Source organism: Streptomyces sp. NPDC104226 (genome assembly GCF_055584085.1).
In genome coordinates this window covers 279,531-304,238 of the sequence record NZ_JBVJMS010000005.1, presented here as the reverse complement: position 1 = coordinate 304,238, position 24,708 = coordinate 279,531, and the positions used below count along the sequence as shown (strand labels likewise).

General features: G+C 72.3%; 25 protein-coding genes and 1 pseudogene. 17 read left to right on the top strand and 9 right to left on the bottom strand.

Going from position 1 to position 24,708, the window contains the following annotated elements; translation table 11 throughout:
• Positions 1 to 79: 79 nt before the first annotated feature.
• From ACZ60J_RS17815 to ACZ60J_RS17790, 6 genes are all read left to right on the top strand, one after another.
• Positions 80 to 592, top strand: coding sequence for a hypothetical protein (locus ACZ60J_RS17815; protein WP_469682855.1), 513 nt, complete (start codon positions 80 to 82; stop codon positions 590 to 592).
• Complete coding sequence (locus tag ACZ60J_RS17810) at positions 589 to 1,824, top strand: peptidoglycan-binding protein (RefSeq protein ID WP_469682854.1); 1,236 nt, start codon at positions 589 to 591, stop codon at positions 1,822 to 1,824. Before ACZ60J_RS17815 ends, ACZ60J_RS17810 begins: the two co-directional genes overlap by 4 nt.
• Positions 1,821 to 2,531: an ABC transporter ATP-binding protein gene (locus ACZ60J_RS17805; RefSeq protein WP_469682853.1), complete on the top strand. Its 711-nt coding sequence runs from the start codon at positions 1,821 to 1,823 to the stop codon at positions 2,529 to 2,531. Before ACZ60J_RS17810 ends, ACZ60J_RS17805 begins: the two co-directional genes overlap by 4 nt.
• Complete coding sequence (locus ACZ60J_RS17800; protein ID WP_469682851.1) at positions 2,531 to 3,805, top strand: ABC transporter permease; 1,275 nt, start codon at positions 2,531 to 2,533, stop codon at positions 3,803 to 3,805. Before ACZ60J_RS17805 ends, ACZ60J_RS17800 begins: the two co-directional genes overlap by 1 nt.
• Positions 3,806 to 3,913: 108 nt before the next feature.
• Positions 3,914 to 4,678: a maleylpyruvate isomerase family mycothiol-dependent enzyme gene (locus ACZ60J_RS17795; protein WP_469682849.1), complete on the top strand. Its 765-nt coding sequence runs from the start codon at positions 3,914 to 3,916 to the stop codon at positions 4,676 to 4,678.
• A gap of 61 nt (positions 4,679 to 4,739) precedes the next feature.
• On the top strand, positions 4,740 to 5,192 hold the full coding sequence (locus tag ACZ60J_RS17790) for an NUDIX hydrolase (RefSeq protein WP_469682847.1): 453 nt from the start codon (positions 4,740 to 4,742) through the stop codon (positions 5,190 to 5,192).
• 42 nt (positions 5,193 to 5,234) lie between these two features.
• Here the strand turns inward: ACZ60J_RS17790 and ACZ60J_RS17785 are convergent, their stop codons facing one another.
• The 3 genes from ACZ60J_RS17785 to ACZ60J_RS17775 all read right to left on the bottom strand — a co-directional run bounded on the left by ACZ60J_RS17785 (position 5,235) and on the right by ACZ60J_RS17775 (position 7,940).
• Complete coding sequence (locus ACZ60J_RS17785; protein ID WP_469682845.1) at positions 5,235 to 5,657, bottom strand: DUF6086 family protein; 423 nt, start codon at positions 5,655 to 5,657, stop codon at positions 5,235 to 5,237.
• A complete protein-coding gene (locus ACZ60J_RS17780; RefSeq protein ID WP_469682844.1) occupies positions 5,654 to 6,547 on the bottom strand; it encodes a trypsin-like serine peptidase in 894 nt (297 codons plus the stop codon). The genes ACZ60J_RS17785 and ACZ60J_RS17780 overlap by 4 nt, the downstream gene beginning before the upstream one ends.
• 172 nt (positions 6,548 to 6,719) lie before the next feature.
• Positions 6,720 to 7,940, bottom strand: coding sequence for an amidohydrolase family protein (locus ACZ60J_RS17775; RefSeq protein ID WP_469682842.1), 1,221 nt, complete (start codon positions 7,938 to 7,940; stop codon positions 6,720 to 6,722).
• A 197-nt stretch (positions 7,941 to 8,137) separates the two neighbouring features.
• Between ACZ60J_RS17775 and afsR the strand changes: the two genes are divergently transcribed.
• Together afsR and ACZ60J_RS17765 are read left to right on the top strand one after the other, a co-directional pair.
• Positions 8,138 to 11,308: an SARP-family global regulator AfsR gene (gene afsR / locus ACZ60J_RS17770; RefSeq protein WP_469682841.1), complete on the top strand. Its 3,171-nt coding sequence runs from the start codon at positions 8,138 to 8,140 to the stop codon at positions 11,306 to 11,308.
• A 185-nt stretch (positions 11,309 to 11,493) separates the two neighbouring features.
• On the top strand, positions 11,494 to 11,691 hold the full coding sequence (locus ACZ60J_RS17765) for a hypothetical protein (protein ID WP_469682840.1): 198 nt from the start codon (positions 11,494 to 11,496) through the stop codon (positions 11,689 to 11,691).
• 228 nt (positions 11,692 to 11,919) lie between these two features.
• Here the strand turns inward: ACZ60J_RS17765 and ACZ60J_RS17760 are convergent, their stop codons facing one another.
• Together ACZ60J_RS17760 and ACZ60J_RS17755 are read right to left on the bottom strand one after the other, a co-directional pair.
• A complete protein-coding gene (locus tag ACZ60J_RS17760) occupies positions 11,920 to 12,420 on the bottom strand; it encodes an IclR family transcriptional regulator (protein WP_469683271.1) in 501 nt (166 codons plus the stop codon).
• A gap of 96 nt (positions 12,421 to 12,516) precedes the next feature.
• Positions 12,517 to 12,684: pseudogene (locus ACZ60J_RS17755) on the bottom strand (helix-turn-helix domain-containing protein); the annotation flags it as partial.
• A gap of 159 nt (positions 12,685 to 12,843) precedes the next feature.
• On the opposite strand from ACZ60J_RS17755, the gene ACZ60J_RS17750 reads away from it, so the two are divergent.
• The gene (locus ACZ60J_RS17750) at positions 12,844 to 13,566 is read left to right on the top strand and encodes a class I SAM-dependent methyltransferase (RefSeq protein ID WP_469682839.1); all 723 of its coding nucleotides are present in this window, start codon (positions 12,844 to 12,846) and stop codon (positions 13,564 to 13,566) included.
• Positions 13,567 to 13,609: 43 nt separating this feature from the next.
• Here the strand turns inward: ACZ60J_RS17750 and sigJ are convergent, their stop codons facing one another.
• The gene (gene sigJ / locus ACZ60J_RS17745) at positions 13,610 to 14,557 is read right to left on the bottom strand and encodes an RNA polymerase sigma factor SigJ (RefSeq protein WP_469682837.1); all 948 of its coding nucleotides are present in this window, start codon (positions 14,555 to 14,557) and stop codon (positions 13,610 to 13,612) included.
• Between the two features lie 201 nt (positions 14,558 to 14,758).
• Here sigJ and ACZ60J_RS17740 point away from each other — a divergent pair, with 201 nt between their 5' ends.
• Both ACZ60J_RS17740 and ACZ60J_RS17735 read left to right on the top strand, forming a co-directional pair.
• Entirely contained in the window at positions 14,759 to 15,235 is a 477-nt protein-coding gene (locus tag ACZ60J_RS17740; protein ID WP_250742663.1) for a carboxymuconolactone decarboxylase family protein, read from the top strand.
• Between the two features lie 85 nt (positions 15,236 to 15,320).
• The gene (locus tag ACZ60J_RS17735) at positions 15,321 to 15,707 is read left to right on the top strand and encodes a DoxX family protein (RefSeq protein WP_469682835.1); all 387 of its coding nucleotides are present in this window, start codon (positions 15,321 to 15,323) and stop codon (positions 15,705 to 15,707) included.
• Here ACZ60J_RS17735 and ACZ60J_RS17730 read toward each other — a convergent pair.
• The gene (locus ACZ60J_RS17730) at positions 15,697 to 16,170 is read right to left on the bottom strand and encodes a DinB family protein (protein WP_469682834.1); all 474 of its coding nucleotides are present in this window, start codon (positions 16,168 to 16,170) and stop codon (positions 15,697 to 15,699) included. The genes ACZ60J_RS17735 and ACZ60J_RS17730 overlap by 11 nt on opposite strands.
• 398 nt (positions 16,171 to 16,568) lie before the next feature.
• On the opposite strand from ACZ60J_RS17730, the gene ACZ60J_RS17725 reads away from it, so the two are divergent.
• Together ACZ60J_RS17725 and ACZ60J_RS17720 are read left to right on the top strand one after the other, a co-directional pair.
• A complete protein-coding gene (locus tag ACZ60J_RS17725; protein ID WP_469682832.1) occupies positions 16,569 to 17,480 on the top strand; it encodes a helix-turn-helix domain-containing protein in 912 nt (303 codons plus the stop codon).
• Positions 17,481 to 17,540: 60 nt separating this feature from the next.
• Complete coding sequence (locus tag ACZ60J_RS17720; RefSeq protein WP_469682830.1) at positions 17,541 to 18,044, top strand: GNAT family N-acetyltransferase; 504 nt, start codon at positions 17,541 to 17,543, stop codon at positions 18,042 to 18,044.
• A gap of 63 nt (positions 18,045 to 18,107) precedes the next feature.
• Here the strand turns inward: ACZ60J_RS17720 and ACZ60J_RS17715 are convergent, their stop codons facing one another.
• The gene (locus ACZ60J_RS17715) at positions 18,108 to 18,629 is read right to left on the bottom strand and encodes an allene oxide cyclase barrel-like domain-containing protein (protein ID WP_469682829.1); all 522 of its coding nucleotides are present in this window, start codon (positions 18,627 to 18,629) and stop codon (positions 18,108 to 18,110) included.
• 196 nt (positions 18,630 to 18,825) lie between these two features.
• A complete protein-coding gene (locus ACZ60J_RS17710; protein ID WP_469682828.1) occupies positions 18,826 to 20,472 on the bottom strand; it encodes a FadD3 family acyl-CoA ligase in 1,647 nt (548 codons plus the stop codon).
• 96 nt (positions 20,473 to 20,568) lie between these two features.
• On the opposite strand from ACZ60J_RS17710, the gene ACZ60J_RS17705 reads away from it, so the two are divergent.
• The 4 genes from ACZ60J_RS17705 (at position 20,569) to ACZ60J_RS17690 (ending at position 24,705) form a co-directional block, all read left to right on the top strand.
• The gene (locus tag ACZ60J_RS17705) at positions 20,569 to 21,720 is read left to right on the top strand and encodes a lipid-transfer protein (protein ID WP_469682827.1); all 1,152 of its coding nucleotides are present in this window, start codon (positions 20,569 to 20,571) and stop codon (positions 21,718 to 21,720) included.
• 20 nt (positions 21,721 to 21,740) lie between these two features.
• Positions 21,741 to 22,205 (top strand): Zn-ribbon domain-containing OB-fold protein, encoded by a 465-nt coding sequence (locus ACZ60J_RS17700; RefSeq protein WP_469682825.1) that lies wholly within the window; start codon positions 21,741 to 21,743, stop codon positions 22,203 to 22,205.
• Complete coding sequence (locus ACZ60J_RS17695) at positions 22,202 to 22,984, top strand: enoyl-CoA hydratase/isomerase family protein (RefSeq protein WP_469682823.1); 783 nt, start codon at positions 22,202 to 22,204, stop codon at positions 22,982 to 22,984. Before ACZ60J_RS17700 ends, ACZ60J_RS17695 begins: the two co-directional genes overlap by 4 nt.
• Before the next feature lie 86 nt (positions 22,985 to 23,070).
• Positions 23,071 to 24,705 carry a hypothetical protein gene (locus ACZ60J_RS17690; protein WP_469682822.1) on the top strand — a complete coding sequence of 545 codons (1,635 nt, stop codon included), beginning with the start codon at positions 23,071 to 23,073 and terminating at the stop codon, positions 24,703 to 24,705.
• The last annotated feature ends 3 nt before the right edge of the window (positions 24,706 to 24,708 follow it).

The window sequence follows — 24,708 nt, the reverse complement described above, 5'->3', positions numbered from 1 at the left end:
TACCGGAGAGGGACATTTCCTCGTCATAAGCGCGGGCGGTTAGGGAAGCGAAAGCCGCCGTTCGCCCAGGATCTGCCGCATGAAGCGATCCATGACCATGTCCACGGCCGCGGTACTGACCGGGCTGACCCTCTTCGTCACCGCGTGCACCGGCGGGGCGGGCGACGCGAAGGACGAGAAGAAGGACGGTTCGTCGAACTCGGCGAGCGGAGGCAACAGCGGCGGGGGCGGCGCGGACGCCGACAAGGCCCTGAAGACCCGCAAGTGCCTGCGCGACAACGGCATAGACGCCCCCGACCCCAAGCCCGGCGAGGACGCGCGCGGCATGACGCTGGGCGGCGGCGACAACGTCGACCCGGAGAAGCTGAAGCAGGCCTTCGAGAAGTGCGGCGTACAGGGCCCCGGCTCCGGCGGAGAGGTGTCCCAGGAGATCAAGGACAAGGCGCTGAAGTCGGCCAAGTGCATGCGCGACGCGGGCTTCGACGTGAAGGACCCCGAGTTCAGCGGCAACGCGATGACCGGCACCACGATTCCCGACGGTGTCGACAAGGACAAGTTCATGGCGCAGATGAACAAGTGCAGCGGCGAATGAGGAAGCGCGGCAAGTGGCTGCTCGGGTCCCTGGCCGTCGTGCTCGCCGCGACCGGCGGCGGGTACACGGTGCTCGCCCAGGCCGACACGGACAAGGACTCCGGGAAGCAGCAGCGGGCGGACGGCCTGCCGGGCGCCACGGCGCCGGTCACCCGCGGTGACCTGAGCTCGGGGCAGCAGGTGAACGGGACCCTCGGGTACGCCAAGGAGCACAAGATCTCCGCGGCCGGCGCGGGCGGCACCGACGGAAGCGGCGGCGGCACGGGAGCCCCGGGCGCGGACGGCAAGGGCGGCGCGGGAGCGGACGCCAAGGGCGGCGCGGGTGCGGGTACGGGCGGCGGGGGTACGGGCGGGGCTGCCGGCACCGGCACCCTGACCTGGACCGCCCCCGCCGGTTCGGCGATCGAGCGCGACGGCAAGCTCTACGAGGTCAACGGCAAGCCGGTCCGCCTGATGTACGGCACCACGCCCATGTACCGGACCATGAAGGCCGGGGACAAGGGCGAGGACGTCAAGCAGCTCAAGACCAACCTCCAGGCCCTCGGCTTCGGCACCGGCCTGGACACCTCCGACGGCACCTTCACGGAGGGGACCGCCACCGCCGTCAAGCGCTGGCAGAAGTCCCACAAGATGAAGGAGACCGGCCAGGTCGGCAAGGACGACATCGCCTTCGCCTCCGGACCGCAGCGGGTCCAGAAGAACGACATGGCCGTGGGCGAGGAGGCGAGTGCGGGCAAGCCCGTGCTGACCCTGACCGGCACCGAGCGCGTCGTCCGCATCCAACTCGACGTGGCGAAGGCAGGCGCGCTCAAGACCGGCGACCCGGTGACCGTGACCCTGCCGGGCGGCGCCGGCACCGCGAACGGCAAGATCTCCTCGGTGGGCAGTACGGCCAACCCCGACGAGCAGGGCGCCGGAGGCGGCGGCGGGGGCGGCGGAGACGCAAAGCCCAAGGTCCAGGTCGAGGTCAGCCTCGACAACGCCGCCGAGGCCAAGGGCCCCGACCAGTCCCCGGTCTCGGTGAACCTGACCGGCGAGGTCCGCAAGGGCGTGCTCTCCGTCCCGGTCAACTCGCTCCTCGCCCTCGCCGAAGGCGGCTTCGGGGTGCAGGTCGTCGAGGACGGCAAGGTCCGCGAGGTCAAGGTCGAGCTCGGCATGTTCGGCAAGGGCCGGGTGGAAGTGAAGGGGGACGCCCTCAAAGAGGGCATGCTCGTAGGAGTTCCTTCGTCATGAACAAGCACGCCCACGCGGTCGTCGAACTGACCGGTGTCACCAAGGAGTACCCCGGCGGTGTCGCGGCCCTGCGCGGGGTCGACCTCACGGTCCTCAGCGGCGAGCTCCTCGCCATCGTGGGGCCGTCGGGCTCGGGCAAGTCCACGCTCCTGCACATCGTGGGAACACTGGACCGGCCGACCGCCGGCCGCGTCGCCATCGCCGGGTACGACATCGCGAGCCTCTCCGACCGCTCCCTCTCCGCCCTGCGCTCGCGCCACGTCGGCTTCGTGTTCCAGTCCTTCCACCTCGTACCGGGCCTCAGCGCCCGCGCCAACGTCGCCGAGGGACTGCTGTACTCCGGCCTGTCCCGCGCCGAGCGCGGACGCCGGGCGGAGCGCGCCCTGGAGCGCGTCGGCCTCGGCGACCGCATGGACCACCGGCCGCACGAGCTGTCCGGCGGGCAGAAGCAGCGCGTGGCGATCGCCCGCGCGGTGGCGGGCGAACCGGACCTGCTGCTCGCCGACGAGCCGACGGGCGCCCTCGACACGGCGTCCGGCGAGTCGGTGATGGAACTGCTGCACGAGCTCAACCAGGACGGGGCCACCATCGCCGTGATCACCCACGACAACGAGATCGCGGCGAGCCTGCCCCGGCAGGTCCGCATCCGCGACGGCGAGATCGTGGCCGACGTGTGGAACGCGGACGCGCTGGGGGTGGGCGCGTAATGGGTGCCCGTACGAAGTCCCGCGGAAGCGAGAGGAAGGCCCGCGGGAGCGAGAAGCAAGCCCGCGGAGGCGGGAAGAAGGCCCGCAAGCTGTCTCCGCCGCGCCTCGGCCCACGCGACGTGTTCCACGTCGGATCGGCCGGGCTGCGCTCGCGGCCCATGCGCGTCTTCCTGTCCGCGCTCGGCATCGCGATCGGCATCGCGACGATGATCGCGGTCGTCGGCATCTCCTCGTCGAGCCAGGCCAAGCTGCTCCAGGAACTCGACAAGCTCGGCACGAACATGCTGGTCGCGACGCCCGGCCCGTCGATGTTCTCGGGGCAGGACACCAAACTGCCCAAGGACTCCCCCGGCATGATCGGCCGGATCGACGGGGTCGAGTCGGTCGGTACGACGGGCGATGTGAAGGAGTCCGTCCGCCGCAGCGAGAACATCCCCGAGGGGGAGACGAGCGGCATCGCCCTCAAGGCGGCGAAGGACGACCTCCTGAAGACGCTGCGGGCCCGGATGCGGAGCGGTACCTGGCTCAACGACGCGACGGGCCGCTACCCGTCCGTGGTCCTCGGACACGTCACCGCCGAGCGCCTGGGCCTCACGGGGCCGGGCGGGCAGGTCTTCATCGGCGGGCAGTACTTCACCGTCATCGGCATCCTCGACCCGATCCCCCTCGCGCCGGAGATCGAACGCTCGGCCCTCATCGGCTGGGACGCCGCGCAGAGCCTGCTGGGCTTCGACGGCCACCCCACGTCCGTCTACGAGCGCTCCGCCGACGACCGGGTCCAGGAGGTCAGGAACCTCATCGCCAAGACGGCCAACCCCGAGAGCCCGAGCACGGTCTCGGTCACCGACCCGTCGGCGGCCCTCCAGGCGAAGGCCGCCACCGAAGGAGCCTTCAGCACCCTCCTCCTCGGCCTGGGCGGCATCGCCCTGCTGGTGGGCGGGGTCGGAGTCGCGAACACCATGATCATTTCAGTCCTCGAACGCCGCCACGAGATCGGCCTGCGCCGCTCCCTGGGCGCCACCAAGGGCCAGATCCGCATCCAGTTCGTCACGGAGTCCCTGCTCCTGTCGGGCCTGGGCGGCCTGGCCGGCATCGTCCTGGGCGGCGCGGCCACCGCGGTGTACGCCAAAGCCGGCGACCTCCCCTGGGTGGTCCCCCTCTGGGCCGTCACCGGCGGCTTCGCCGCCACCCTGGCCATCGGCACGGTGGCGGGCCTCTACCCGGCGGTCCGCGCGGCGAAGCTGTCGCCGACCCTGGCGCTGCAGGCGGGGTAGGGGTGGGCCGGCCTTCGCCGCGGTAGGGGCGGACGCTCCGTGTGCCGGGACGGTCGCCGCCCTCTTAATCGAGTGCGACCGTCCCGGCCCCGGTGGTACAAGGTCCGCGTGACTGATCAACTCCCCTTCCCCACCCTGCTCCGGATGATCGACGAGCGTTCCGCCGCGTTCCGCGCCGCCGTCGCCGCGGCCCCCGGCCTCGACGCCGACGTCCCGTCCTGCCCGGGCTGGACGCTGTACGACCTGGCGAACCACCTCAGCGAGGGGGACCGCTTCTGGGCCTCCATCGTGCTGAACACCGCGCCGGGCGGCGAACGGCCGAGCAAGGACGGGCTGGCGGCGCCCGGGGAGCGCGAGGAGCTCATAGCCTGGCTGGCCGACTCGACGGAGCAGCTGCTCACCGCCCTGCGCGCGGCCGGCCCGGACCGGGGCTGCTGGGCCTGGTGGGAGCCGCTGGCCTCGGCGCACACGGTGGCCGCCGCGGCCCGCCGCCGCGTCGCGGAATCGCTGATCCACACCTACGACGCCCAGCTGGCCTCCGGCACCCCGCAGGAGCTGCCGGCGACCGAAGCGGCCGATGCCATCGAGGAGTTCCTCGCCACCGTCTGCACCGGCACGCTCCCGTGGCCGGGCGAGCCCGCCACCATGGACTACCACGCGGCCGGGACCGGCTCCTGGCGCCAGACGGTGGACGCCGCCGGTTCCCGCTTCACCCGCCTCACCCCGGCGGAGGCCGCCGAGAACAAGCCCACCGCCGCCGTCCACGGCACGGCGAGCGAGATGGCCCTGCTCATGTACATGCGGATCCCGGCCGCCTCGCTGCGGATCGAGGGCGACGCCGGCCTGCTCCAGCAGCTGCAGGACTGGGGCTGAGCCGTACGGGGTTCACCTCCGACCCCTCCCGTCCCCGCACCCCCCGTCGTACGCTGGTCTGATGCACACTTCACCTCGAACTCCTCGGCAGGCAGCCAGAATCGTCGTCCTCAACCCCGCCGGATCCGTGTTCCTCTTCCGCGAGAACAACGTCGAAGTCGGCGTCCACTGGCTGCCGCCGGGCGGTGGCATCGATCCCGGGGAGACACCCGAAGAGTGCGTACGGCGGGAGTTGCGGGAGGAGACGGGGTGGACCGACCTGGAGCCGGAGCGGCTGCTCTGCACCTGGGAGCACGACTTCACCCACCAGGGCATCCCGGTCCGCCAGCACGAGCACATCTACGTGACCACCGGCCCGCACCGCGATCCGGTCCCGGAGTACCCCGAGGCCCACTGGCGGTGGCTGTCGCCGCAGAACCTCGCCACCCTCGGCGAGCCGCTGTGGCCGCCGCGCCTCGCCGAGCTGCTCGGCGAGGCCCCGGCCGAGCCGGTGCACTTGGGGCTGCTGGCCTGATCGCCCGGCCTCGGCCCGACTCGGCCCGACCTCAGCCCGACCTCAGCGCGGCATCCGCCCGGACAGCTCCCGGGCGGCCGCGCGCAGCGAGGCTTCCGCCAAGGCCTCGTAGGAGCCCTGGAGCGGGACCTGGACGTCCCGTGCTCCCTCCAGCGAACCGGTCGGCTCCGGCCAGTGCACCCGCGCACCCGCCCGCTCCGCCAGCACCAGCACGGTGGCCACGAAGCCCTCGGAGAGGGCGCGGATGACGGCGTGGCCGGTGTGGCCGTAGCGGGTGAGGAGGGCTTCGGCGAAGACGCCGAGCGCGGCCGGGTCGATCTGGCACTCGTCCATCCCCATCGGGCCGATGCCCGACGGGAGGCCGAGTTCCGCCTCGAAGAGTGCCACTTGGCATTGGAAGAGCCGGGAGGCGCCGTTCGAGGGGTTCCAGAGGGTCTCGTCACCGAGGTCGTAGTACTGGCTCACCGGGCGCCGCCCGTTCCCCCCGCCGTCGCGCGCGCGTACAGCTCCGCCGCGTAGCCGGTCAGGATCGTGCTGGTCGAGACGTCGTCGGTGTCCCCGCCGGTCAGGACGCCGATGATCTTCCCGTCGGCGGCGATCCACGAGCTGCCGCTCGTGCCGCCGGGGAAGTCCGCACAGTCGAAGCGCTGTTCCGTGGCGCTGAGCCGCACCGCGCGGGACAGGCAGGTGCGCGGGACCTTGCGGTCCGACGGGTAGCCCGTCACCGTGACCTGCTCGTCCGTGCGGCCCGTGGTGTCCAGGACGGCGGCGCCGGTGACGTCCTCGATGTTGCGGCCCGAGGCGTCGGGGGCGAGGCGGGCGAAGGCCAGGTCGTAGTCGTCGTCCGTCCCGTCGGACCACCGCGGATCCTCGAAGACCTCGGCGAGCTTCCAGGTGCCGTGCGGAGCGCGCCCGTCCGCGTACGCGGGTGCGAAGGAGGCTCCGCCCTCTCCGGTCCGGCCGGCGCTCAGGCAGTGGCCGGCGGTGACGATCAGGTTCCGCCCGGGGCTGTGCACGACGGTCGCCGTACAGAAGTGGTCACCCGTCACCTCACCCTCGAACAGGGCCCCGGCATAGGCGGCGGCCCCGCCCTGCGGGGAGGGCTGAGCCGATGCGCCGGGGGTGCGCGCGGCGGACGACCGCGACCCTGCCGGCTCCTCCGGCTCTTCCGACTGGGCTTGCCCCGGGGATTGCGATCGCGACGGGGTTGCCGTGGGCGACGCCCCTCCGGGTGCCGCCTTCACCCGCCCGGGGGCCTTGCCGTCGTCGGCCGGAACCACCTTCGTCATGGCGGCAGACGCACCCAGCGCCGCCATCACGCACAGCACCGCGGTCACCACGCCCCGCTTGTCCATCTCCGGCACCCCTCCCCCATTTGCTCCGGCGAAGCATGCCTCGATCACGGCAACCCCCGCAAGGGGGAAACCCCGCACGCAGGCACCGCAGGCCCGTCCGCGCGGCGGCCCCGGGGGGAAAATCCCCCCGGGGCCGCCGTGCCGTCACCGTGTGGCCCCTGGCCACCCCGTGCTACGCCCCCGGCCAGAGGCCTTCCGGGGTCAGGCCGAGGAGGTCGATCGCGTTGCCGCGGACGATGCGGTCCACGACGTCCGGGGCCAGGTGGCCCATCTGGGCCTCTCCGACCTCCCGCGACTTGGGCCACGTGGAGTCGGAGTGGGGGTAGTCCGTCTCGTAGAGGACGTTGGCGACGCCGATGGAGTCCAGGTTCTTCAGGCCGAAGGCGTCGTCGAAGAAGCAGCCGAAGACGTGCTCCGCGAAGAGCTCCGACGGCGGCCGCAGCACCTTGTCGGCGACGCCGCCCCAGCCGCGGTTCTCCTCCCAGACCACGTTCGCGCGCTCCAGGATGTACGGGATCCAGCCGATCTGACCCTCCGCGTACATGATCTTGAGGTTCGGGAAGCGCTCGAACTTGCCGCTCATCAGCCAGTCCACCATCGAGAAGCAGCAGTTGGCGAAGGTGATGGTGGAGCCGACGGCCGGCGGGGCGTCCGCCGAGGTGGAGGGCATGCGCGAGGAGGAGCCGATGTGCATGGCGATGACCGTGCCGGTCTCGTTGCACGCCTCCAGGAAGGGGTCCCACTCGTCCGTGTGGATGGAGGGGAGCCCGAGGTGGGGCGGGATCTCCGAGAAGGCGACCGCGCGGACCCCGCGGGCGGCGTTGCGGCGGACCTCGGCGGCGGCCAGCCGGGCGTCCCAGAGCGGGATGAGGGTGAGCGGGATGAGGCGGCCGGCGGCCTCGGGGCCGCACCACTCCTCCACCATCCAGTCGTTGTACGCGCGCACGCCGAGCAGGCCGAGCTCGCGGTCCTTGGCCTCGGTGAAGGTCTGGCCGCAGAAGCGGGGGAAGGTCGGGAAGCAGAGGGCCGACTGGACGTGGTTGACGTCCATGTCGGCGAGCCGGTCGGGAACCGAGAAGGAGCCCGGGCGCATCTGCTCGTACGTGATGACTTCGAGCTTGATCTCGTCGCGGTCGTAGCCGACGGCCGTGTCGAGGCGGGTGAGGGGTCGGTGCAGGTCCTCGTACACCCACCAGTCGCCTATCGGCCCGTCGTCGCCCTTGGCCCCCATCACGGGGGCGAACTTGCCGCCGAGGAAGGTCATTTCCTTCAAGGGGGCGCGGACGACGCGGGGGCCGATGTCGTGGTACTTGGACGGGAGCCGGTCCCGCCAGACGTTGGGGGGCTCAACCGTGTGGTCGTCCACCGAGATGATCTTCGGGAAGGTCTCCATGCCCTCACGGTAGCGCCAATCTGACGAACCGTCAGCTAGTTGGGCGCTGCCGGATGGCGGATCCACGGGGATCGGATGCCGGATCCGTACGCACAGGGCGTCGGATCCGTAAGGACTGGGTCCGTTACGGACTGACGTGTACGCGCAACACAGGGCAGACTGGCCCTTACACCTAGGGAAGGCAGGGGGGAGACCAGATGGACGGCACACCGGCCATCCCGCACCAGCGGAACCACCCCGAGTCCGGTGCCACCGCCAGTGCCGCAGCCGCCGGACCCGGAGTCGGAGTCGAAGCAGCGCCCGCCGCGGAAGCCAGAGCCGACGAAGCCGTCAACGGGACCCCGACCCCCTCCGCCGACGGGGGCAACCGGTTCGCCGTGCTCGGCCCCATCCGGGCCTGGCGCGGCGGCGAGGCCCTGAGCTCCGGGACCCCGCAGCAGCGGGCGCTGCTCGCCGTGCTCCTGCTCCGCGAGGGCCGCACCGCCACCGCGCCCGAGCTCATCGACGCCATCTGGGGCGAGGACCCGCCGCAGCAGGCCCTCGCGACCATCCGTACGTACGCCTCCCGCCTGCGCAAGATCCTCGAACCCGGGCTGCTCGTCAGCGAGTCCGGCGGCTACGCGATCCGCCTGCCCCACCCCGAGGCCCTCGACCTCGGCATCGCCCGGGCCCTCGCCGCCGACGCCGAGGCCGCGCGCGCCGGGAAGCCGAACACGAAGCCCAAGCCGCCGACGCACGCGCAGCCGCACGCGCACGCGCACGCCGACGCCACCGGGCAGGGCGCCCCCGGCGCCCCCGCCGACAAGGGCGACCGCGAACTCGCCCGTACCCTCCTCACCCGCGCCCTGGACGTCTGGGACGGCGAACCACTGGCCGGCGTGCCCGGGCCGCACGCCGACACCGAACGCACCCGGCTCGCCGAATGGCGCCTCCAGCTTCTGGAGACCCGCCTGGACCTGGACCTGGAGCTGGGCCACCACGCCGAGGCCGTCTCCGAGCTCACCGCCCTCACCGCCGCCCACCCGCTGCGGGAGCGGCTGCGCGAGCTGCTGATGCTCGCCCTCTACCGCAGCGGCCGCCAGGCCGAGGCCCTCGCCGTGTACGCCGACACCCGCCGGCTCCTCGCCGACGAGCTCGGCGTCGACCCGCGCCCCGAACTCTCCGAGCTGCAACAGCGCATCCTGCGGGCCGACTCCGAGCTCGCCCGCGCCGAAGACCCGGCACCGGCCACCGCGCCCGTCCACGTGAGGCCCGCCCAACTGCCCGCCACCGTCTCCGACTTCACCGGCCGCTCCAGCTTCGTCCGGGACCTCGGCGACATCCTCTCCGGCGCCGAGGGCCAGGTGATGGCGGTCTCCGCCCTCGCCGGCATCGGCGGCGTCGGCAAGACCACGCTCGCCGTGCACGTCGCGCACGCCGCCCGCCCGCACTTCCCCGACGGGCAGCTCTACGTGGACCTCCAGGGGACCGAGGCACGCCCCGCCGAGCCCGAGGCCGTCCTCGGCTCCTTCCTGCGCGCCCTCGGGACCCCCGACGCCTCGATCCCCGACTCCCCCGCCGAACGGGCCGCGCTCTACCGCTCCACGCTCGACGGCCGCCGCGTCCTGGTCCTCCTCGACAACGCCCGCGACGCGGCCCAGGTCCGCCCGCTGCTGCCGGGCACCGCGGGCTGCGCCGCCCTGGTCACCAGCCGGGTCCGGATGGCCGGCCTGGCCGGCGCGCACCTCGTCGACCTCGACGTGATGAGCCCCGACGAGGCGCTCCAGCTCTTCACCCGGATCGTGGGGGCCGAGCGGGTCGGCGCCGAGCGCCAGGCCGCCCTCGACGTGGTCGGCGCCTGCGGGTTCCTGCCGCTGGCCATCCGCATCGCCGCCTCCCGGCTCGCCGCCCGCCGCACCTGGACCGTCTCCGTGCTCGCCGCGAAGCTCGCCGACGAGCGCCGCCGCCTGGACGAGCTCCAGGCCGGCGACCTCGCGGTCAAGGCCACCTTCGAGCTGGGGTACGGGCAGCTGGAGCCCGTGCAGCAGCGGGCGTTCCGGCTCCTGGGGCTCGCCGACGGGCCGGACATCTCGCTCGCGGCGGCAGCCGCCGTACTCGACCGGGCGGAGCACGACACCGAGGACCTGCTCGAAGCCTTAGTGGACTGCTCGCTCCTCGAATCGGCCGCGCCCGGCCGCTACCGCTTCCACGATCTCGTACGGCTCTACGCGCGTGCCTGCGCCGAGCGCGACGAGCAGCCGCCGAGCGCGCGCGACGCCGCCCTCGACCGGGTGCTGGACTTCTACCTGGCCACCGCCGCCGGGGTGTACGGCCTGGAGCGGCCGGGCGACCGGCTCGTGGCCCACCTGTCGGCCACCCGCCACCCGGGGCTGGTCTTCACCGAGTCGCGCACCGCGCAGGACTGGCTCTACGCGGAGGCCGACCCGCTGCTCGCCTGCGTCCGGCAGGCCTCCGTACGCACCAGCGGGCGGCCCGACCTGCTGCGCCGGGCCGTGGACCTGCTGTGGGCGGCCAAGGACCTCGCCGAGTCGGGGGCCAACTCCAAGCAGTACGAGTCGGCGGCGACCGCGCTGCGCGACGCCGCGGAGGCCGCGCAGGACCCGTACGCCGAAGGGCGCGCCCGTACCACGCTCACCAACACCCACCTGGTCGCCGGCCGGTTCGCCGAGGCCGATGACGAGGCCCGCCGGGCCACCCTCCTGGCCCGCGCGGCCGGGGATCCGCTGCCCAGCTGCTGGGCGCCCAACGACCGGGGCATCATCGCCCTCTACGAGGGCCGCTACGAAGACGGCGAGCAGTACCTGCTGGAGGCCATCGCGAACTTCCGGGCCGACTCCAACCACGTGGGCGAGGCGAGCGCCCTGTGCAACCTGTCCCGCATCCACGTGGAGCAGGGCCGGCTGGGCAGTGCCATAGAGCTCGCGCAGCAGGGCATCGCCATCTACGACCGCATGGGACTCACCCTGCGCCTGGCCAACGGCCGGTACGCGCTGGGCATCGCCCTCACCCAGGCCGACCGGCTCACCGAGGCGCACGCCCAGCTCAACAAGGCGCTCACGCTGTTCCACGAGAACCGCCAGCCGCTGTGGGAGGGCGTCACGCACTTCCGGCTCGCCAAGGTGCACCTGGCCGCACGCCGGCCCACGCTGGCCGCCTCGCACGCCGAACAGGCCATCGCCCTGCGGGGGATCGGCGGCGAGTGGAGCCGCGCCAGGGTGCTGACCGTACTGGGCCGGGCGCTGCGGCAGCTGGGGCAGCGGGACCGGGCGCGGGTGTGCTGGCGCGACGCCGAGGTGGTGTTCACACAGCTGGGTTCACCGGAACTGGCCGAGGTGCAGGCCCTGTTGGCGGCGGAGATCGCCGCCTGAGGGGCGGGGAGCGGCGGGGGGCGGTGGCGCTGAACGAGGCGTTCATCGTTCGTTTATCGCCATCCACCAGGATGGTGTTCATCGACTCGACGTGTCGGGGGGCACCAGGGTCGACTGCAAGACCACCCGTTCGGCGATCCGCGGGGGAATTGCCGAACGGGTCCTACCCACCATCAGGAGATCCGATGACGACGAACGAGAACGTCCTGCCGACCGACGGCGAGATCACGCCGATCGACACCCACCCTTCGGATGTCGACATCACACCGATGGACAACCACGCGGCGGGCGAGCCGATCAAGCCGCTGAAACCGCTCGACAACCACGCAGCGGGCGAGGACATCGTGACGATGGACAACCACGCTGCCGGCGGCGGCCTGTAGGTGGGGGTGGGGGCGCGGGCCTAGGCCGCCCCGCAAACCTGTACGGGCCGGAGACACGGGGGAAACGGGGGATCCGGCCCGTACCGCAGTACGTACCACGGGGGACCGGGGGTCACGGGGGGACCACCGGAGGTGCACGGGGGAACGGCGGCCGCGGTGGCCAGGAGGGGGACCACCGCGGCCGCCGCATGCGTGCGTCCGCGGCAGGGCACGGCGGGGGGGTGTGGCTCAGCCGCCGAGCTGGAGCCGCTGCTGTACGCCCCGCGCGGCTTCCCGCAGCGCCGGCGCGAACCGCTCCAGCTCCGCCCGCGTGCTCAGGGAGGCGGAGGCGGTCAGGCCGAGCCCGCCCACCGCCGCGCCCGCCCGGTCGAAGACGGGCACGCCCAGGCAGCGGACCGAGGACTCGTGCTCCTCGTCGTCGACGGCGTAGCCGCGCTCCCGGACGGTGCGCAGTTCGTCCGCGAGCTCCTCCGGGTCGGTGACGGTCCACCGGGTCAGGGCCGGCATCCCGGTGGCGCGCAGGATGCCCTCGGCCTCCTCGGGCGGCAGGTGCGCGAGGACGGCCTTGCCGATCGCGGTGGCGTGCAGGGGGATGCGCATGCCCACGCGCGAGGAGGTCGGGTGGGAGCGGACGGGGCTCTCGATCGTGCGGATGCAGGTGAGCGCGTTGCCGGTGCGCAGGGCCAGGTGGACGGCCTGGCCGGTGCACTTCTGGAGGAATTCGAGCAGCTCGACGATGCCCTCGGGCCGGTCGGCGGCGATCTCGGCGGCCAGGGTGCGCAGCCGCAGGCCGACGCCGTAGCTGCCCTCCCCGTCGGTGACGGCGTAGCCCTGCTCGACGAGGGAGACCAGGATCCGGTACGTACTGGACTTGGGGACCCCGGCGGCGGCCGACAGCTCCGCGAGCCGGTGCGGGCCGCCGAACGCGGTCAGCGCCTCGGTGATCCGCAGGGTCTTCTCCAGGGCGCTGCCGCTCGTGGAGCTCCGGCCCACGCTCTGACCCGGCACCCCGCTTCGTATGGCATTGACCACGGAATCCCCAAAGGTTGGCAAAACGTATCGATTCACCCTACTCACGCGATGCCCGTTTTGCCCGGGGCCGAAGGGCCCGAAATGCCGGGCGGGCGCGCCCGCGCTGACTAGGCTGACCGAGTGTTCACCTCCCAGGGCCCGACCCTCCGCGAACTGGCCGTCCAGGCCATGTCCTCCGTCGAGCGGGGCTACGACCTGCTGGCCCCGAAGTTCGACCAGACCCCCTTCCGCACCCCCGACCGGATGCTCGACGCGGTCGAGGAGACGCTCGCCCGGCACGAGGCCCCCTTCGACGCCGGGCTCGACGTCTGCTGCGGTACGGGCGCGGGCCTCGGCATGCTGCGGCGGCTGTGCCGGGGGCGGGTGACCGGGGTCGACCTGAGCTCCGGCATGCTCGCCGAGGCCGGGCTCGCCCACCCCGAGGCGGACCTGCTGCGCGCCGACGTCCGGCAGCTGCCCGCCGCGCTCGGGGACTCGTACGACCTGGCCGTCAGCTTCGGAGCCTTCGGCCACTTCCTCCCGGAGGAGCGGCCCGCGGTCTTCTCCGGTGTCCACGCGGCCCTGCGCCCCGGCGGGGTCTTCGCCTTCCCGATCGGCGCCCCGATCCCGCCGAGCCACCCGGCGTGGTGGGCGGCGACCGGCTTCGACGCGGCGATGCGGGTCCGCAACGCCGTCTGGCGGCCGCCGTTCGTCATGTACTACCGCACCTTCCCGCTGGGCGGAGTCCGTACGGACCTGCGCGCGGCCGGCTTCACGGTGGAGACCCTCCCCCTGGACCACTTCGGCCGCAGGCCGGACGGGACGCCGAGGTGGCGGCTGGTGCTGGCGCGCAGGGCGGACTGAGCCACTTCTCCGGGGCTACTTCTCAGGCGCTACTCCTCAGGCGCTACTTCTCCGGCAGGCGGCCGATGTCGGAGACCGGGCCGAGGTGGCCGAGCTTGTCGGGGTTGGACACGGTGTGGACCGCACGGACCACACCGTCGGCGATGTCGAGCTCGACCACGCTGGCCACCCGCCCCTCGGCGTCGACGATCAGGGCACCCGGCCGGCCGTTGACCAGGGCCGGGCGCAGCGAGGCGCCGAGCGAGCGGAGCCGGCGCAGTCCCCCGATGAGGAGCTGTCCGACGCGGTGCGGCTCGGTCACCGACTTCGCGACCGCCCGCGCCTTGCCGCCGCCGTCCCTGTGGTAGACGACGTCGGGCGCGAGCATGTCGAGCAGCGCGTCCATCTCGCCGCCCGCCGCGGCCTCGAAGAACGTACGGGCCAGCTCCTCACCCTCCGCCTTCCTGACCTGGCCCTGGCCCTGACCCTGGCCCTGGCCCTGACCCGCCTGCCGGCCGGCGGCGATGTGCTTCCGGGCGCGGGCGAAGATCTGGCGGCAGTTCGCCTCGGACTTGCCGGTGGCGCGGGCCACCTCCGGGTACTCGTACCCGAACACCTCGCGGAGCATGAACACCGCGCGCTCCACCGGGGACAGGGCCTCCAGCAGGACCAGGAACGCCATCGAGAGCGAGTCGGACAGCTCGGCGTGCTCGGCCGGCCCCGCATGCCCGTCGGAGACGACCACGGGCTCGGGCAGCCACTCCCCCACGTAGGTCTCCCGTCGCACGCGCGCCGAACTCAGATGGTTGATCCCGAGCCGCGTCACCGACGTGGTCAGGTACGCCTTCGGCGCCGCTATCTCGGTCCCGGCCCGCTGGGCCTTGGTGAGCCCGAGGAACGCGTCCTGGACGATGTCCTCCGCGTCACCCACCGACCCGGTCATCCCGTAGGCGATCGAGAACAGCAGCGGCCGGTATCCCGCCGCGTCCGCCACATCCACTGATCCCTGCACGAAACCCTCCCCCGATCCGCCGCGCGCCGTCCGGCAGGTTATCGAAGTGCATCCACCATCCCGATCATGAAAAGCGCCCGTGACCCAGGTCACACCCTCCACCTGTCACAGGACCCGGGGGCGCCGTGTCTTAGAGGGAGCACACCGAAGAACACGAACACCACACACACCGAACGCACCACAACGGCAAAGGAATCCGCCATGACCGCTCGCCTGAACCTCTTCGCCGACCCGGTCGCCGTCAAGGCGTGGAAGCACATCATCGCCGCGAGCAAGGCGCTCGGGGACTCGACCCTGCCGGCCTCGACCCGCGAACTGGTGATGCTGCGCGCCAGCCAGATCAACGGCTGCGCCGGATGCATCGACATGCACACCAAGGACGCGGCGGCGGCCGGGGAGACCGCGGTACGCCTCAACCTGGTCGCGGCCTGGCGCGAGGCCACCGTGTACACCGACGCCGAGCGCGCGGCCCTGCTCCTGACCGAGGAGGCCACCCGCATCGCGGACGCGGCCGGCGGGGTCAGCGACGAGGTCTGGGCGAACGCCGCCAAGCACTTCGACGACGAGCAGCTCGCCGCCCTGGTCACCCAGATCGCGCTGATCAACGCCTTCAACCGCGGCAACGTCATGGTCCAGACCCCGGCGGGCGACTACCAGCCCGGCCAGCTCCAGCACTGACCCCCCGCGCAGCACGGCTCCGGCCCACGGGCCGGAGCCGGCGCCCGGCACCTTCCCCCTCCCGAGGACCGAGGAGTACGCCCCCATGAACATCGCGCTGTGGATCGTCACCGGACTGCTCGCCGTCGCCTACCTCCTCGGCGGCGCCTTCAAGGTGTTCACGCCGAGGGAGAAGATCGCCGCCAGCGGCGCCAGCGCGCGGTGGGTCGAGGACTTCACCCCCGGAGCGGTGAAGGCGATAGGCGCCGTGGAGATGCTGGCCGCGGCAGGCCTGGTCCTCCCGGCCGTCCTGGACACCGCCCCGGTCCTGGTCCCGCTTGCCGCAACCGGCCTGGTCCTCCTCATGCTGGGCGCCACCTACACCCGCTACCGCCGCCACGAGCCGAAGTACCTGGCCGTCGACCTGGCCTACGTCCTCCTGGCCACCTTCGTGGCCTGGGGCCGCTTCGGCCCGGAATCCTTCACGGGCTGACCCCACGTGACCCGGTGGGCTTCTCCATCTGGCCGAGGATGTCGTCCAGATGGTGGAACAGCTCGTGCTGGGTGTGCACCGCGAGCCAGCGCAGGGAGCGCTCCGAGCGTTCGGGATACGTGTAGATCAGCACGCGATCCCAGTCGGAAGACGACAGCCTGTCGAGCGCATGGGCGAACAGCAGTGCTGCGTCCTTGAGTTGGCGGGCGACGTCGTCGGGGTGCTGATCGGCGTAGCCGTCGTGATCGACTCGTTCGTCGCGCCCCATGGGCTCGGCAACCGGGGTGTCGCAGCGTCGGGCGGCCAGAAGGCGTTCCCGCTGGACGAGCAGTACGTCGCGCACGTGGCAGGCGTACTCGATCGGCGCCCACACATCGTCCGCCGGGCGCTGCCGAAGGGCCGCCGCATCGCCGCCGAGCACCTCGGCATACGAGTCCGCGAAGCCCCTGATGAGGGTCGGCATCGTCGGAGCCAGGTGGAGCTTGTACTCGAATCCGCATTCCGCGCAAGCCATCACGCGCGGACAGTAGCAAGCACCGCGACGCCGAAGGAGCAGCAGTACCCCGAAGATGCGAACTCCGGTTCGGGTGGGCGGACCCACCGCGTCGTGGACGGGCGCGTCCCGGTGGGGCGCGATGCTTCTTTTGGTTGAGTACCTAGGGAAAGACCTCTGTCCAGACCCCTCCAGCCTCCCGCTCGGCGAGCTCTCACTCGCACGGGTGAATCATCCAACTGGGGTGGATTTCAAGCTGGTTGTCTGGCATATGCTCGCCCCGACAACTCACCTGACATGAGACGGCCCCCGCCGGGACTGCGAATCCCGATCGAGGGCCTGACCAACGAGGAAGTAGACCCTTCCTGATGGCTTCGGTGCACTTTACCGCGCCCTCGCGCGCGACATACGGGGTTCGGCACGCCAACGTCCGGCTCACCGGGCGGTTCACCGTCGTGAGCAACGACCTCATCCAGCACCCCGAAATGTCCGTGATGGCGCGGATGTTGGGGATCTTCATCCAGTCGATGCCCTCCGGGACTCCCATCGGCATCAAGGACCTGGCCAAACGGCTCTCCATCGGCGAGACGTCGACCGCAAAGGCGCTCCGGGAACTGGTGCGGTTCGGGTACCTGGAACGGTCCCTGGAGAGCCTGCCAGATGGGCGGATCGCCACCCGTACGGTGTCCTTCAACCACCCCCGGGCCGCAGCCATCGCGCGGTGCCGGGCCGAGCTCGGCGCCCCTGCTGCTCCGCCCGTGGTACCGGCGGCCCCCGCACACGAGGTGCCTCCGGCCGGTGATCCGGTCGAGTCGGCGACCGTTGAGCCGGAACCGCAACCGCAACCGGAGCCGGGGGACGCGCCCGCCGCGGCCGCCAGTGGGCTGCCCGCGCCCCGGGGGCCCGGTGATCCCGGGCGGCGGCGGGTCGCCTGTGAGGTGCTTGCGGAGTTGCGGCGGGTCGATGCGCGGCTGTTGCTCGGGGAGCGGGACGTCCGGTACCTCGCGGGCGGGGTCGAGGCCTGGCTGGAGCGCGGGGCGGGGGTGGAGGCGCTGGTCACCGCGTTGTCCGCCCGGCTCCCGGACGGGCTGCGCAATCCGGCCGGGCTGATCGCCCACCGGCTCACGGCCCAGCTGCCGCCGGCACTGGCGCCGCTGCCCCGCGCGCCCGCCTTCGTGGCTCCGGATCCCTTCGTGAACTGCACGGTGTGCGAGCTGGCCTTCCGCAGCCCTACGCCCGGGAAGTGCAAGGGGTGTAGTTCCGGCCCCGAGAGCGGCTGAGGGCAGGGGGCCGGGGGGCCGATTGCCTGGTCGGAGGGGGTGGGTTGAGATACTCCGGCCATGGATGCCAGGGGGACGAGCGGTACGCGGGTGGACACGGCGGGCTGGGTGCTGCGGGCGGCGGTGACCGCGGACATCGAGGTGATCGCCGAGTTGCGGGCCGTCGTCATGCGGGAGGATCTGGAACGCCTCGGGCGCTACGACGAGCACCGGGTGCGTCAGCGGCTGCGGGATTCCTTCTCCCCGCAGTACACCTCGGTCATCGAGATCGACGGCGTCACGGCAGGGTGCATCACGGTCCGGCCCGCCGATGGCAGGCAGTGGCTGGAGCACTTCTACCTGGCTCCGCACTGCCAGGGCCGGGGGCTCGGCTCCGCCGTGCTGCGCTCGGTGCTGGAGCGGACGGACGCACGGGGCCAGACCGTGGCACTGAACGTCCTGCAGGGCAGTGCCGCCCGTCGGCTCTACGAGCGCCACGGGTTCCTCGTGGAAGCCCAGGACCCGGTCGACGTCTTCATGGTGCGCCCGCCGGAGCCGAGCCCGGCGTCCCCCGACGGGACGTAGGCCCGGTCCGCCCCGTCCTCGCGGGCGAACCGGGCCGTCGGCGTGCGTGCGGGCGTGCGGGCGTCAGCGCTCGATGTCGAGCGTGAAGCGCCTCTCGCCCGGAGCGATGGTCTCGGCGTGGATCGAGCCGCGGGCCCGGTCGTACTTGCCGGTGCCGCCGGTGATCGCGTTGTCGAACGCCGGGGGCGGGCCCGGGACGAGGTGGCCGACGACCATCCCCTGCGCGGTGATCTGGCCGCCCGGGAGGCTGTACGTCACCACGCACTCCTCCGCTCCGCCGTTGGCGACCCGGGTGGTGGTGCAGGTGCCGCCGGTCTCGCCGACCTGGTTGCCGTCCTTGTCGAAGAGGTCCGACCGGAAGACGGTCCGGTCGCCCTGGGCGGCGGCGCCGCCCGGGTTGACGGGGAAGCGGGACTGCTCCGCCAGCCGGCCGGTGAGGGTGATGACCTGACCGCCCTTGCCCTTGTCGCGGCCGGAGTCGGTGTCCGCCGTGACCGTGGAGGCGGAGGCGAGGGGGGCGGCGCAGGCCAGGAGGGCCAGCAGGGCGGTGGCCGTGCCGAGACGGGCAGCGCGGACGGAACGCATCGGGCGCATGGGAGGCGTGGGGCGCATCGGGCGCATGGGGAGGCTCCTGGGGGTGGGGGCAGGGGTGGATGGACGACCCATGCATAGCCCCGGCCCCGGCGGTGCCCGGAGTGTCCCGGCGCGACCCACCGTCAGATCCGACCGATCGGACCAGCCCGCACCCCCGGCCGGTCGGACCGGGGGTACGGGGGTGGCGTCAGCGGGTGCGGAGCTCGCGTTTGAGGACCTTGCCGCTCGCGTTGCGCGGGAGTTCGGAGACGAACTCCACCTCGCGCGGGACCTTGTAGTTGGCCATCTCCCGGCGGGACCAGGCGATCAGGTCGTCGGCCGTCAGGACCGCGCCCGGGCGGCGGACCGCGTACGCCTTGCCGACCTCGCCGAGGCGCGGGTCCGGGATGCCGACCACGGCCACGTCGGCGATGTCCGGGTGCAGGCCGAGGAGTTGCTCGATCTCGGCGGGGTAGGCGTTGAAGCCGCCGACGATGAACATGTCCTTGATCCGGTCGGTGATGCGCAGGTTCCCGGCGGGGTCGAGGACGCCGACGTCGCCGGTGCGGAGCCAGCCCTCGGGGGTGATGGCCTCGGCGGTTTCGGCCGGGTCCTCGAAGTAGCCGCGCATGACGTTGTGGCCGCGCACCCACACCTCCCCGGCCCGGCCGGCCGGCTGCGGTCCGCCGTCCGCGTCCACGATCCTGACCTCCGTGCCGGGGATGGCCCTGCCCGAGGTCGACGCGATGGTCTCCGCCGGGTCGCCGCGGCGGCACATGGTGACGATGCCGCTCGCCTCGGAGAGCCCGTACGCGGTGAGGACGGTGCCGATGTGCAGCTCGCCCCGGAGCCGCTCGACGAGCTGGAGGGGGACGACCGCGGCGCCGGTGACGACCAGCCGCAGGGCGGACAGGTCGTGGTGGTCGCGCTGGGGGTGGTCCAGGAGGGACTGGTGCAGGGTGGGCGGGCCGGGGAGTACGGAGATCCGCTCGGCGGCGATGTTGGCGAGGACGGTGTCCACGTTGAAGACGGGCTGGGGGACCATCGTGGCGCCGCGCATCAGGCAGGCGATGACCCCGGCCTTGTAGCCGAAGGTGTGGAAGAAGGGGTTCACGATCAGGTAGCGGTCGCCCTCGCGCAGGCCCGCGAGCTCGCTCCAGACCTCGTAGCAGCGCAGGGACTGGGCGTGCGAGATGACGGCGCCCTTGGGGCTGCCGGTGGTGCCGGAGGTGAAGATGATGTCCGAGGGGGCGGAGGCGGGGATCGCGTCCGTACGGGCCCGCACGGCCTCGGCGGACACGGAGTCCCCGCCGGTCAGGAACTCCTTCCAGGTGCGGAAGGAGTCCGGGGCGTCCTCGGACAGGACGACGACCTGCTCCAGGTGCGGCAGCCCGGGCAGCGGCCCGGAGCCCTCGCCCTCGGCGGCGGCGCGGCGCAGCGAGGCGACGTAGGAGGTGCCGAGGAAGGTGCCGGTGACGAAGAGGAGCCGGGCGCGGCTGCGCTGGAGGACGTAGGCGGCCTCGGAGCCCTTGAAACGGGTGTTGAGGGGGACGAGTACGGCTCCGGCGGAGACGGCTCCGAGGGCGGAGACGATCCATTCGAGGGTGTTGGGCGCCCAGACGGCGACCCGGTCCCCCGGTTCCACTCCTGCGGCCATGCAGGCGGCGGCCGCGCGCTCGACGCGCTCGCCGAGCTGCGCGTAGTCGATCCGGACCCGGCCGTCGACGACGGCCTCGCGGTCGGCGTAGCGGGTGGCGGCGTGCCGGACGAGTCCGCCGATGCTGGTCCAGGAGAGATCGGCCCGTCCGTCTTCCGCCGGGTCCACGGCCACCCGTGCGCGCTCGTCCTCGGTCATCGTCCGCCCTTCCCTGCAACACCAGTAGCTGACTATCCGTCAGATTAGCTGTAGCCTTCGCGGCTGTCAGTACTGGTGCACACCCCGGAGGTGGCGATGGCGGCAACGCTCAAGGACGCTACGGCGATAGTCGGCATCGGGCAGACCGCCTTTGCCAAACGACTGCCGCAGACCGAGAAGGAGTTGGCCTGCCGGGCCATTCTCGCGGCGCTCGACGACGCGGGCATAGACCCGTCCGAGGTCGACGCCTTCTCCTCCTACACGATGGAGGAGACCGACGAGGTCGAGGTCGCCAAGGCCATCGGCGCCGGCGACGTCACCTTCTTCTCCAAGATCGGCTACGGCGGCGGCGGCTCCTGCGCCACCGTCGGCCACCTGGCCGCCGCCGTCGCCACCGGCCAGGCGAGCGTCGGCGTGGCCTGGCGCTCGCGCAAGCGCGGCTCGGGACCGCGGCCGTGGAAGAACACCGCCGTCCAGCTCCCCACCCCCGGCCAGTGGACCCGCCCCTTCGGGCTGCTGCGCCCCGCCGACGAGATCGGCATGCTGGCCCGCCGCTACATGCACGAGTACGGCGCCACCCGCGAGCACCTCTTCAACGTCGCGATGGCCTGCCGCAACCGCGCCAACGAGAACCCGGCCGCGATGATGTACGAACGCCCGCTGACCCGCGAGATGTACATGACCTCCCGCATGATCAGCGACCCGCTCTGCCTCTTCGACAACTGCCTGGAGACCGACGGCGCGCTCGCCTGCGTCATCGTGAGCGCCGAGCGCGCCCGCGACTGCCGCCAGAAGCCCGTCTACGTCCACTCCGTCGCCCAGGGCCTGCCCTCCCAGCACCACGGCATGGTCAACTACTGGAACGACGACCCGCTGTCCGGCCCCGCCTGGACCGCCGCCCGACACCTGTGGAAGCAGGCCGACTTCGGCCCCCAGGACGTGGACGTCGCCCAGATCTACGACGCCTTCACCCCCCTGATCCCGCTCTCCCTGGAGGGCTACGGCTTCTGCGGCCGCGGCGAAGGCGCCGCCTTCACCGAGGGCGGCGCCCTGGAGATGGGCGGCCGGCTCCCCATCAACACCGGCGGCGGCGGCCTCAGCGAGGCCTACGTCCACGGCTTCAACCTGATCAACGAGGGCGTCAAGCAGCTCCGCGGCATCTCCACCGCCCAGGTCCCCGACGCAGCGACCTGCCTGGTGACCGCGGGCGAGGGTGTCCCGACGTCCGCCATCCTGCTGCGAGCCTGAGAGCCGAGGAGCCACAGACCATGACAGCGTCCACCTCCACGTCCAGCGAAGAACTGCTCCTCCCCGTCCCCGACGAGGACGGCGCCCCCTTCTGGGAGTACGCGGCCCAGGGCGAACTCCGCGTCCAGGCCTGCGCCGCACCCGACTGCGGAAAGCTCCGCTTCCCGCCCCGGCCCTGCTGCCCGCACTGCCGGTCCTTCGACTCCGAGTGGCGCCGGATGAGCGGCCGGGGCCGGATCTGGTCGTACGTCCAGCCGCACCCGCCGCTGCTGCCCGCGTACGCCGCGCAGGCCCCGTACAACGTGATCCTCGTGGAACTCGCCGACGCCCCGCACATCCGCCTCGCCGGGAACCTCGTCACCTCACCCGACGCCCCCCTCGACTCCATGGACCCGGCGCGGCTGCGCATCGGGGCACGGGTCCACGTGGTCTTCACCGAGACCGGCGGGGTGGCCGTGCCGCGCTGGATGCTGGAGAAGTCATGACCCTGCGGGTGGACCGGGACAAGGCGACCGGAGTCGCGGTCGTCACCCTGGACCGGGAGCGCAAGCACAACGCGATCGACCTCGACACCGCCGCCGAACTGGCGGCGGTGTGGCGGGAGTTCCGCTTCGAGGACGAGGTGCGGGCGATCGTCCTGACCGGCGCCGGGCAGGCCGCCTTCTGCACCGGCATCGACCGGGGCGCGCAGGTGCCGCAGCCCTCCTCCCCGTACTCGGTGGACGACCCGCTCGTCTCCATCGGCCCGAAGGCGAACGACCTGTGGAAACCGGTGGTCGCCGCCGTCAACGGCATGGCCTGCGGCGGGGCGTTCTACCTGCTGGGCGAGTCGGAGTTCATCGTCTCCTCCTCGGCGGCGACGTACTTCGACCCGCACACCAGCTACGGCATGGTCAGCGCCTACGAGGCCATCTACATGGCGCAGCGCATGCCCTTCGGCGAGGCCGCCCGGATGTCCCTGATGGGCACCGCCGAACGGCTCTCCGCGCGCAGGGCGTACGAGATCGGCCTGGTCTCGGAGCTTGCCGAGCCCGACGAGCTGCTCCCGGCGGCCCTGCGGGCGGCCGAGACCCTGGCCGGCTTCCCGACGGAGGCCGTGCAGGGCACCGTACGGTCCCTGTGGGCGGCGAAGCAGACCGCACTCCAGCAGGCCCTGGCCCAGGCCCCGGCCCTGCTGACGCTGGGCAACCTGACACCGGAACGGCAGGCGGAGCTGTTCGCGGGGCGGCGCGGGGGCTCGGGGGCGGAGCCGCGGGTGCGGTGACGGCTTCCGTACGGCCTTCCGTACAACCATCGGGCCCGGTGGGCGGTCTCTGAGGTGATCGGAGCAGCCGCACCACCGGGGGAACGATGAAGAAGCGTGTCAGTGCAGTCCTCAGCACGGCGATGGCCGTGGGTACCGTCTGGGCGGTACCCACGGTCGCCCGGGCCGCGGACCCGTATCCGGAGATCTACGCGTACTCGTCGCAGGAGCGCGTCATCGTATCCACCATGGACTGGGAACTGGCGGTGCCCAAGGGTCTCAAGGCGCACCTGCGCAAGAAGGGGTCGACCACACCCATCACCACCCTCACGCTGTTCACCCGCCAGGCGGACGACTGCTCGCAGCGGGACTGCGGGAGCGAGCCCCCGCTGTCGTCGTTCCGGAGCGAGCCGGTGAAGCTCCCCGAGCTCGGTGAGTACGCCATCGACCTCGAATACACGGGCAGCCAGGGCGAGAGGGTCGTCCGCAACGACAGCGGGACGCTCAGGTACCTGGTGCGGCCTGCCTTCGCGAACCTGAAGTCGAGCCCGGTATCGGTGGAGCGCCTCGACACGGTGGTCTCCGGCGACCTCACGCTCTACAACCCCGTCGACGGCTCGTCCAAGCCGTACGCAGGGGGCACGTTCACCGCGAAGAGGGGCTCCGAGAGCACCGTGCGGACCGCCGACGCCAAGGGGCACTTCGAAGCGAAGTTCGGGATCACCCACACCGACTTCCTCAAGGCCCCGGACAGGGCCCAGATGGAGTTCGACCTCGCCACCGAGCTGAACGGCGGCCGGGACAGCGCGTCCGTGACGGTCCCCGTGGCGCCCGTCGAGGCCGTCCTCAAGCTGAACTCCCCCACCGTGACCGGCGCCTACGGCACGGGCGCGAAGGTCACCGGAACCGCCACCTGGAAGTCCGCCGACGGCATGTGGAAGCCCCTGCCGACCGCGATGCCGATCACCGCCGGCTTCTGGAAGACCGGCAGCACGGACGCGGCGGGCCGGTTCACCCTCGTCAGGCGACTCACCGAGGACGGCGTCCTGAACGTCAAGCCCCAGTCGGTCTGGTTCGACTCCAAGGCGACCCTGAAGGTGGACACCACGCCCGGGACGTTCTTCCAGGGCTTCACGGCCGGGGCCGGGGCGGACAGGTACGTCCACGTGTCGAGCACGTTCTGGCGCGGCGAGTTCCCCGCGGGGACCACCTCGCTCAAGGTCGACGTGGAGTACTCGGCGGACGGCAAGACCGGCTGGACCAGCCGCAAGAGCATCGCCGTACCCACCAAGCCCGGGTGGAACGCCGGCGGATTCGCGATCAAGCAGCAGGTGCCCTACACCGGCCCCGGCTACGTACGCCTCCGGTACGCCGGCACGGCCACCATCCCCGGATCCGTGACGCCCGCCGTCCGCGTCGAGCGCACCAACACGGCGATCCCGGAGTTCAACGCCGCGCCCGAGCCCGCCAAGAAGGGCACGCCGATCACGGTCACCGGCAAGCTCAACCACGCCGACCCCACCTGGAAGCCCCTCGCCGGCCAGGGCGTCGCCTACTACTTCCGGCCCGCCGGAAGCACCGCCTGGACCTGGATGGGCTCGTCCACGACGGCAGCCGACGGCACCTTCAGGAAGAGCTTCACCGCGACCCGGACCGGCTCCTGGCAGGCCCGCTACGAGACCTCGGACAACCGGCACCTCAACGCCCTCAGCCGCGTGGACGAGGTCATCGTCACCCCGTAGCGG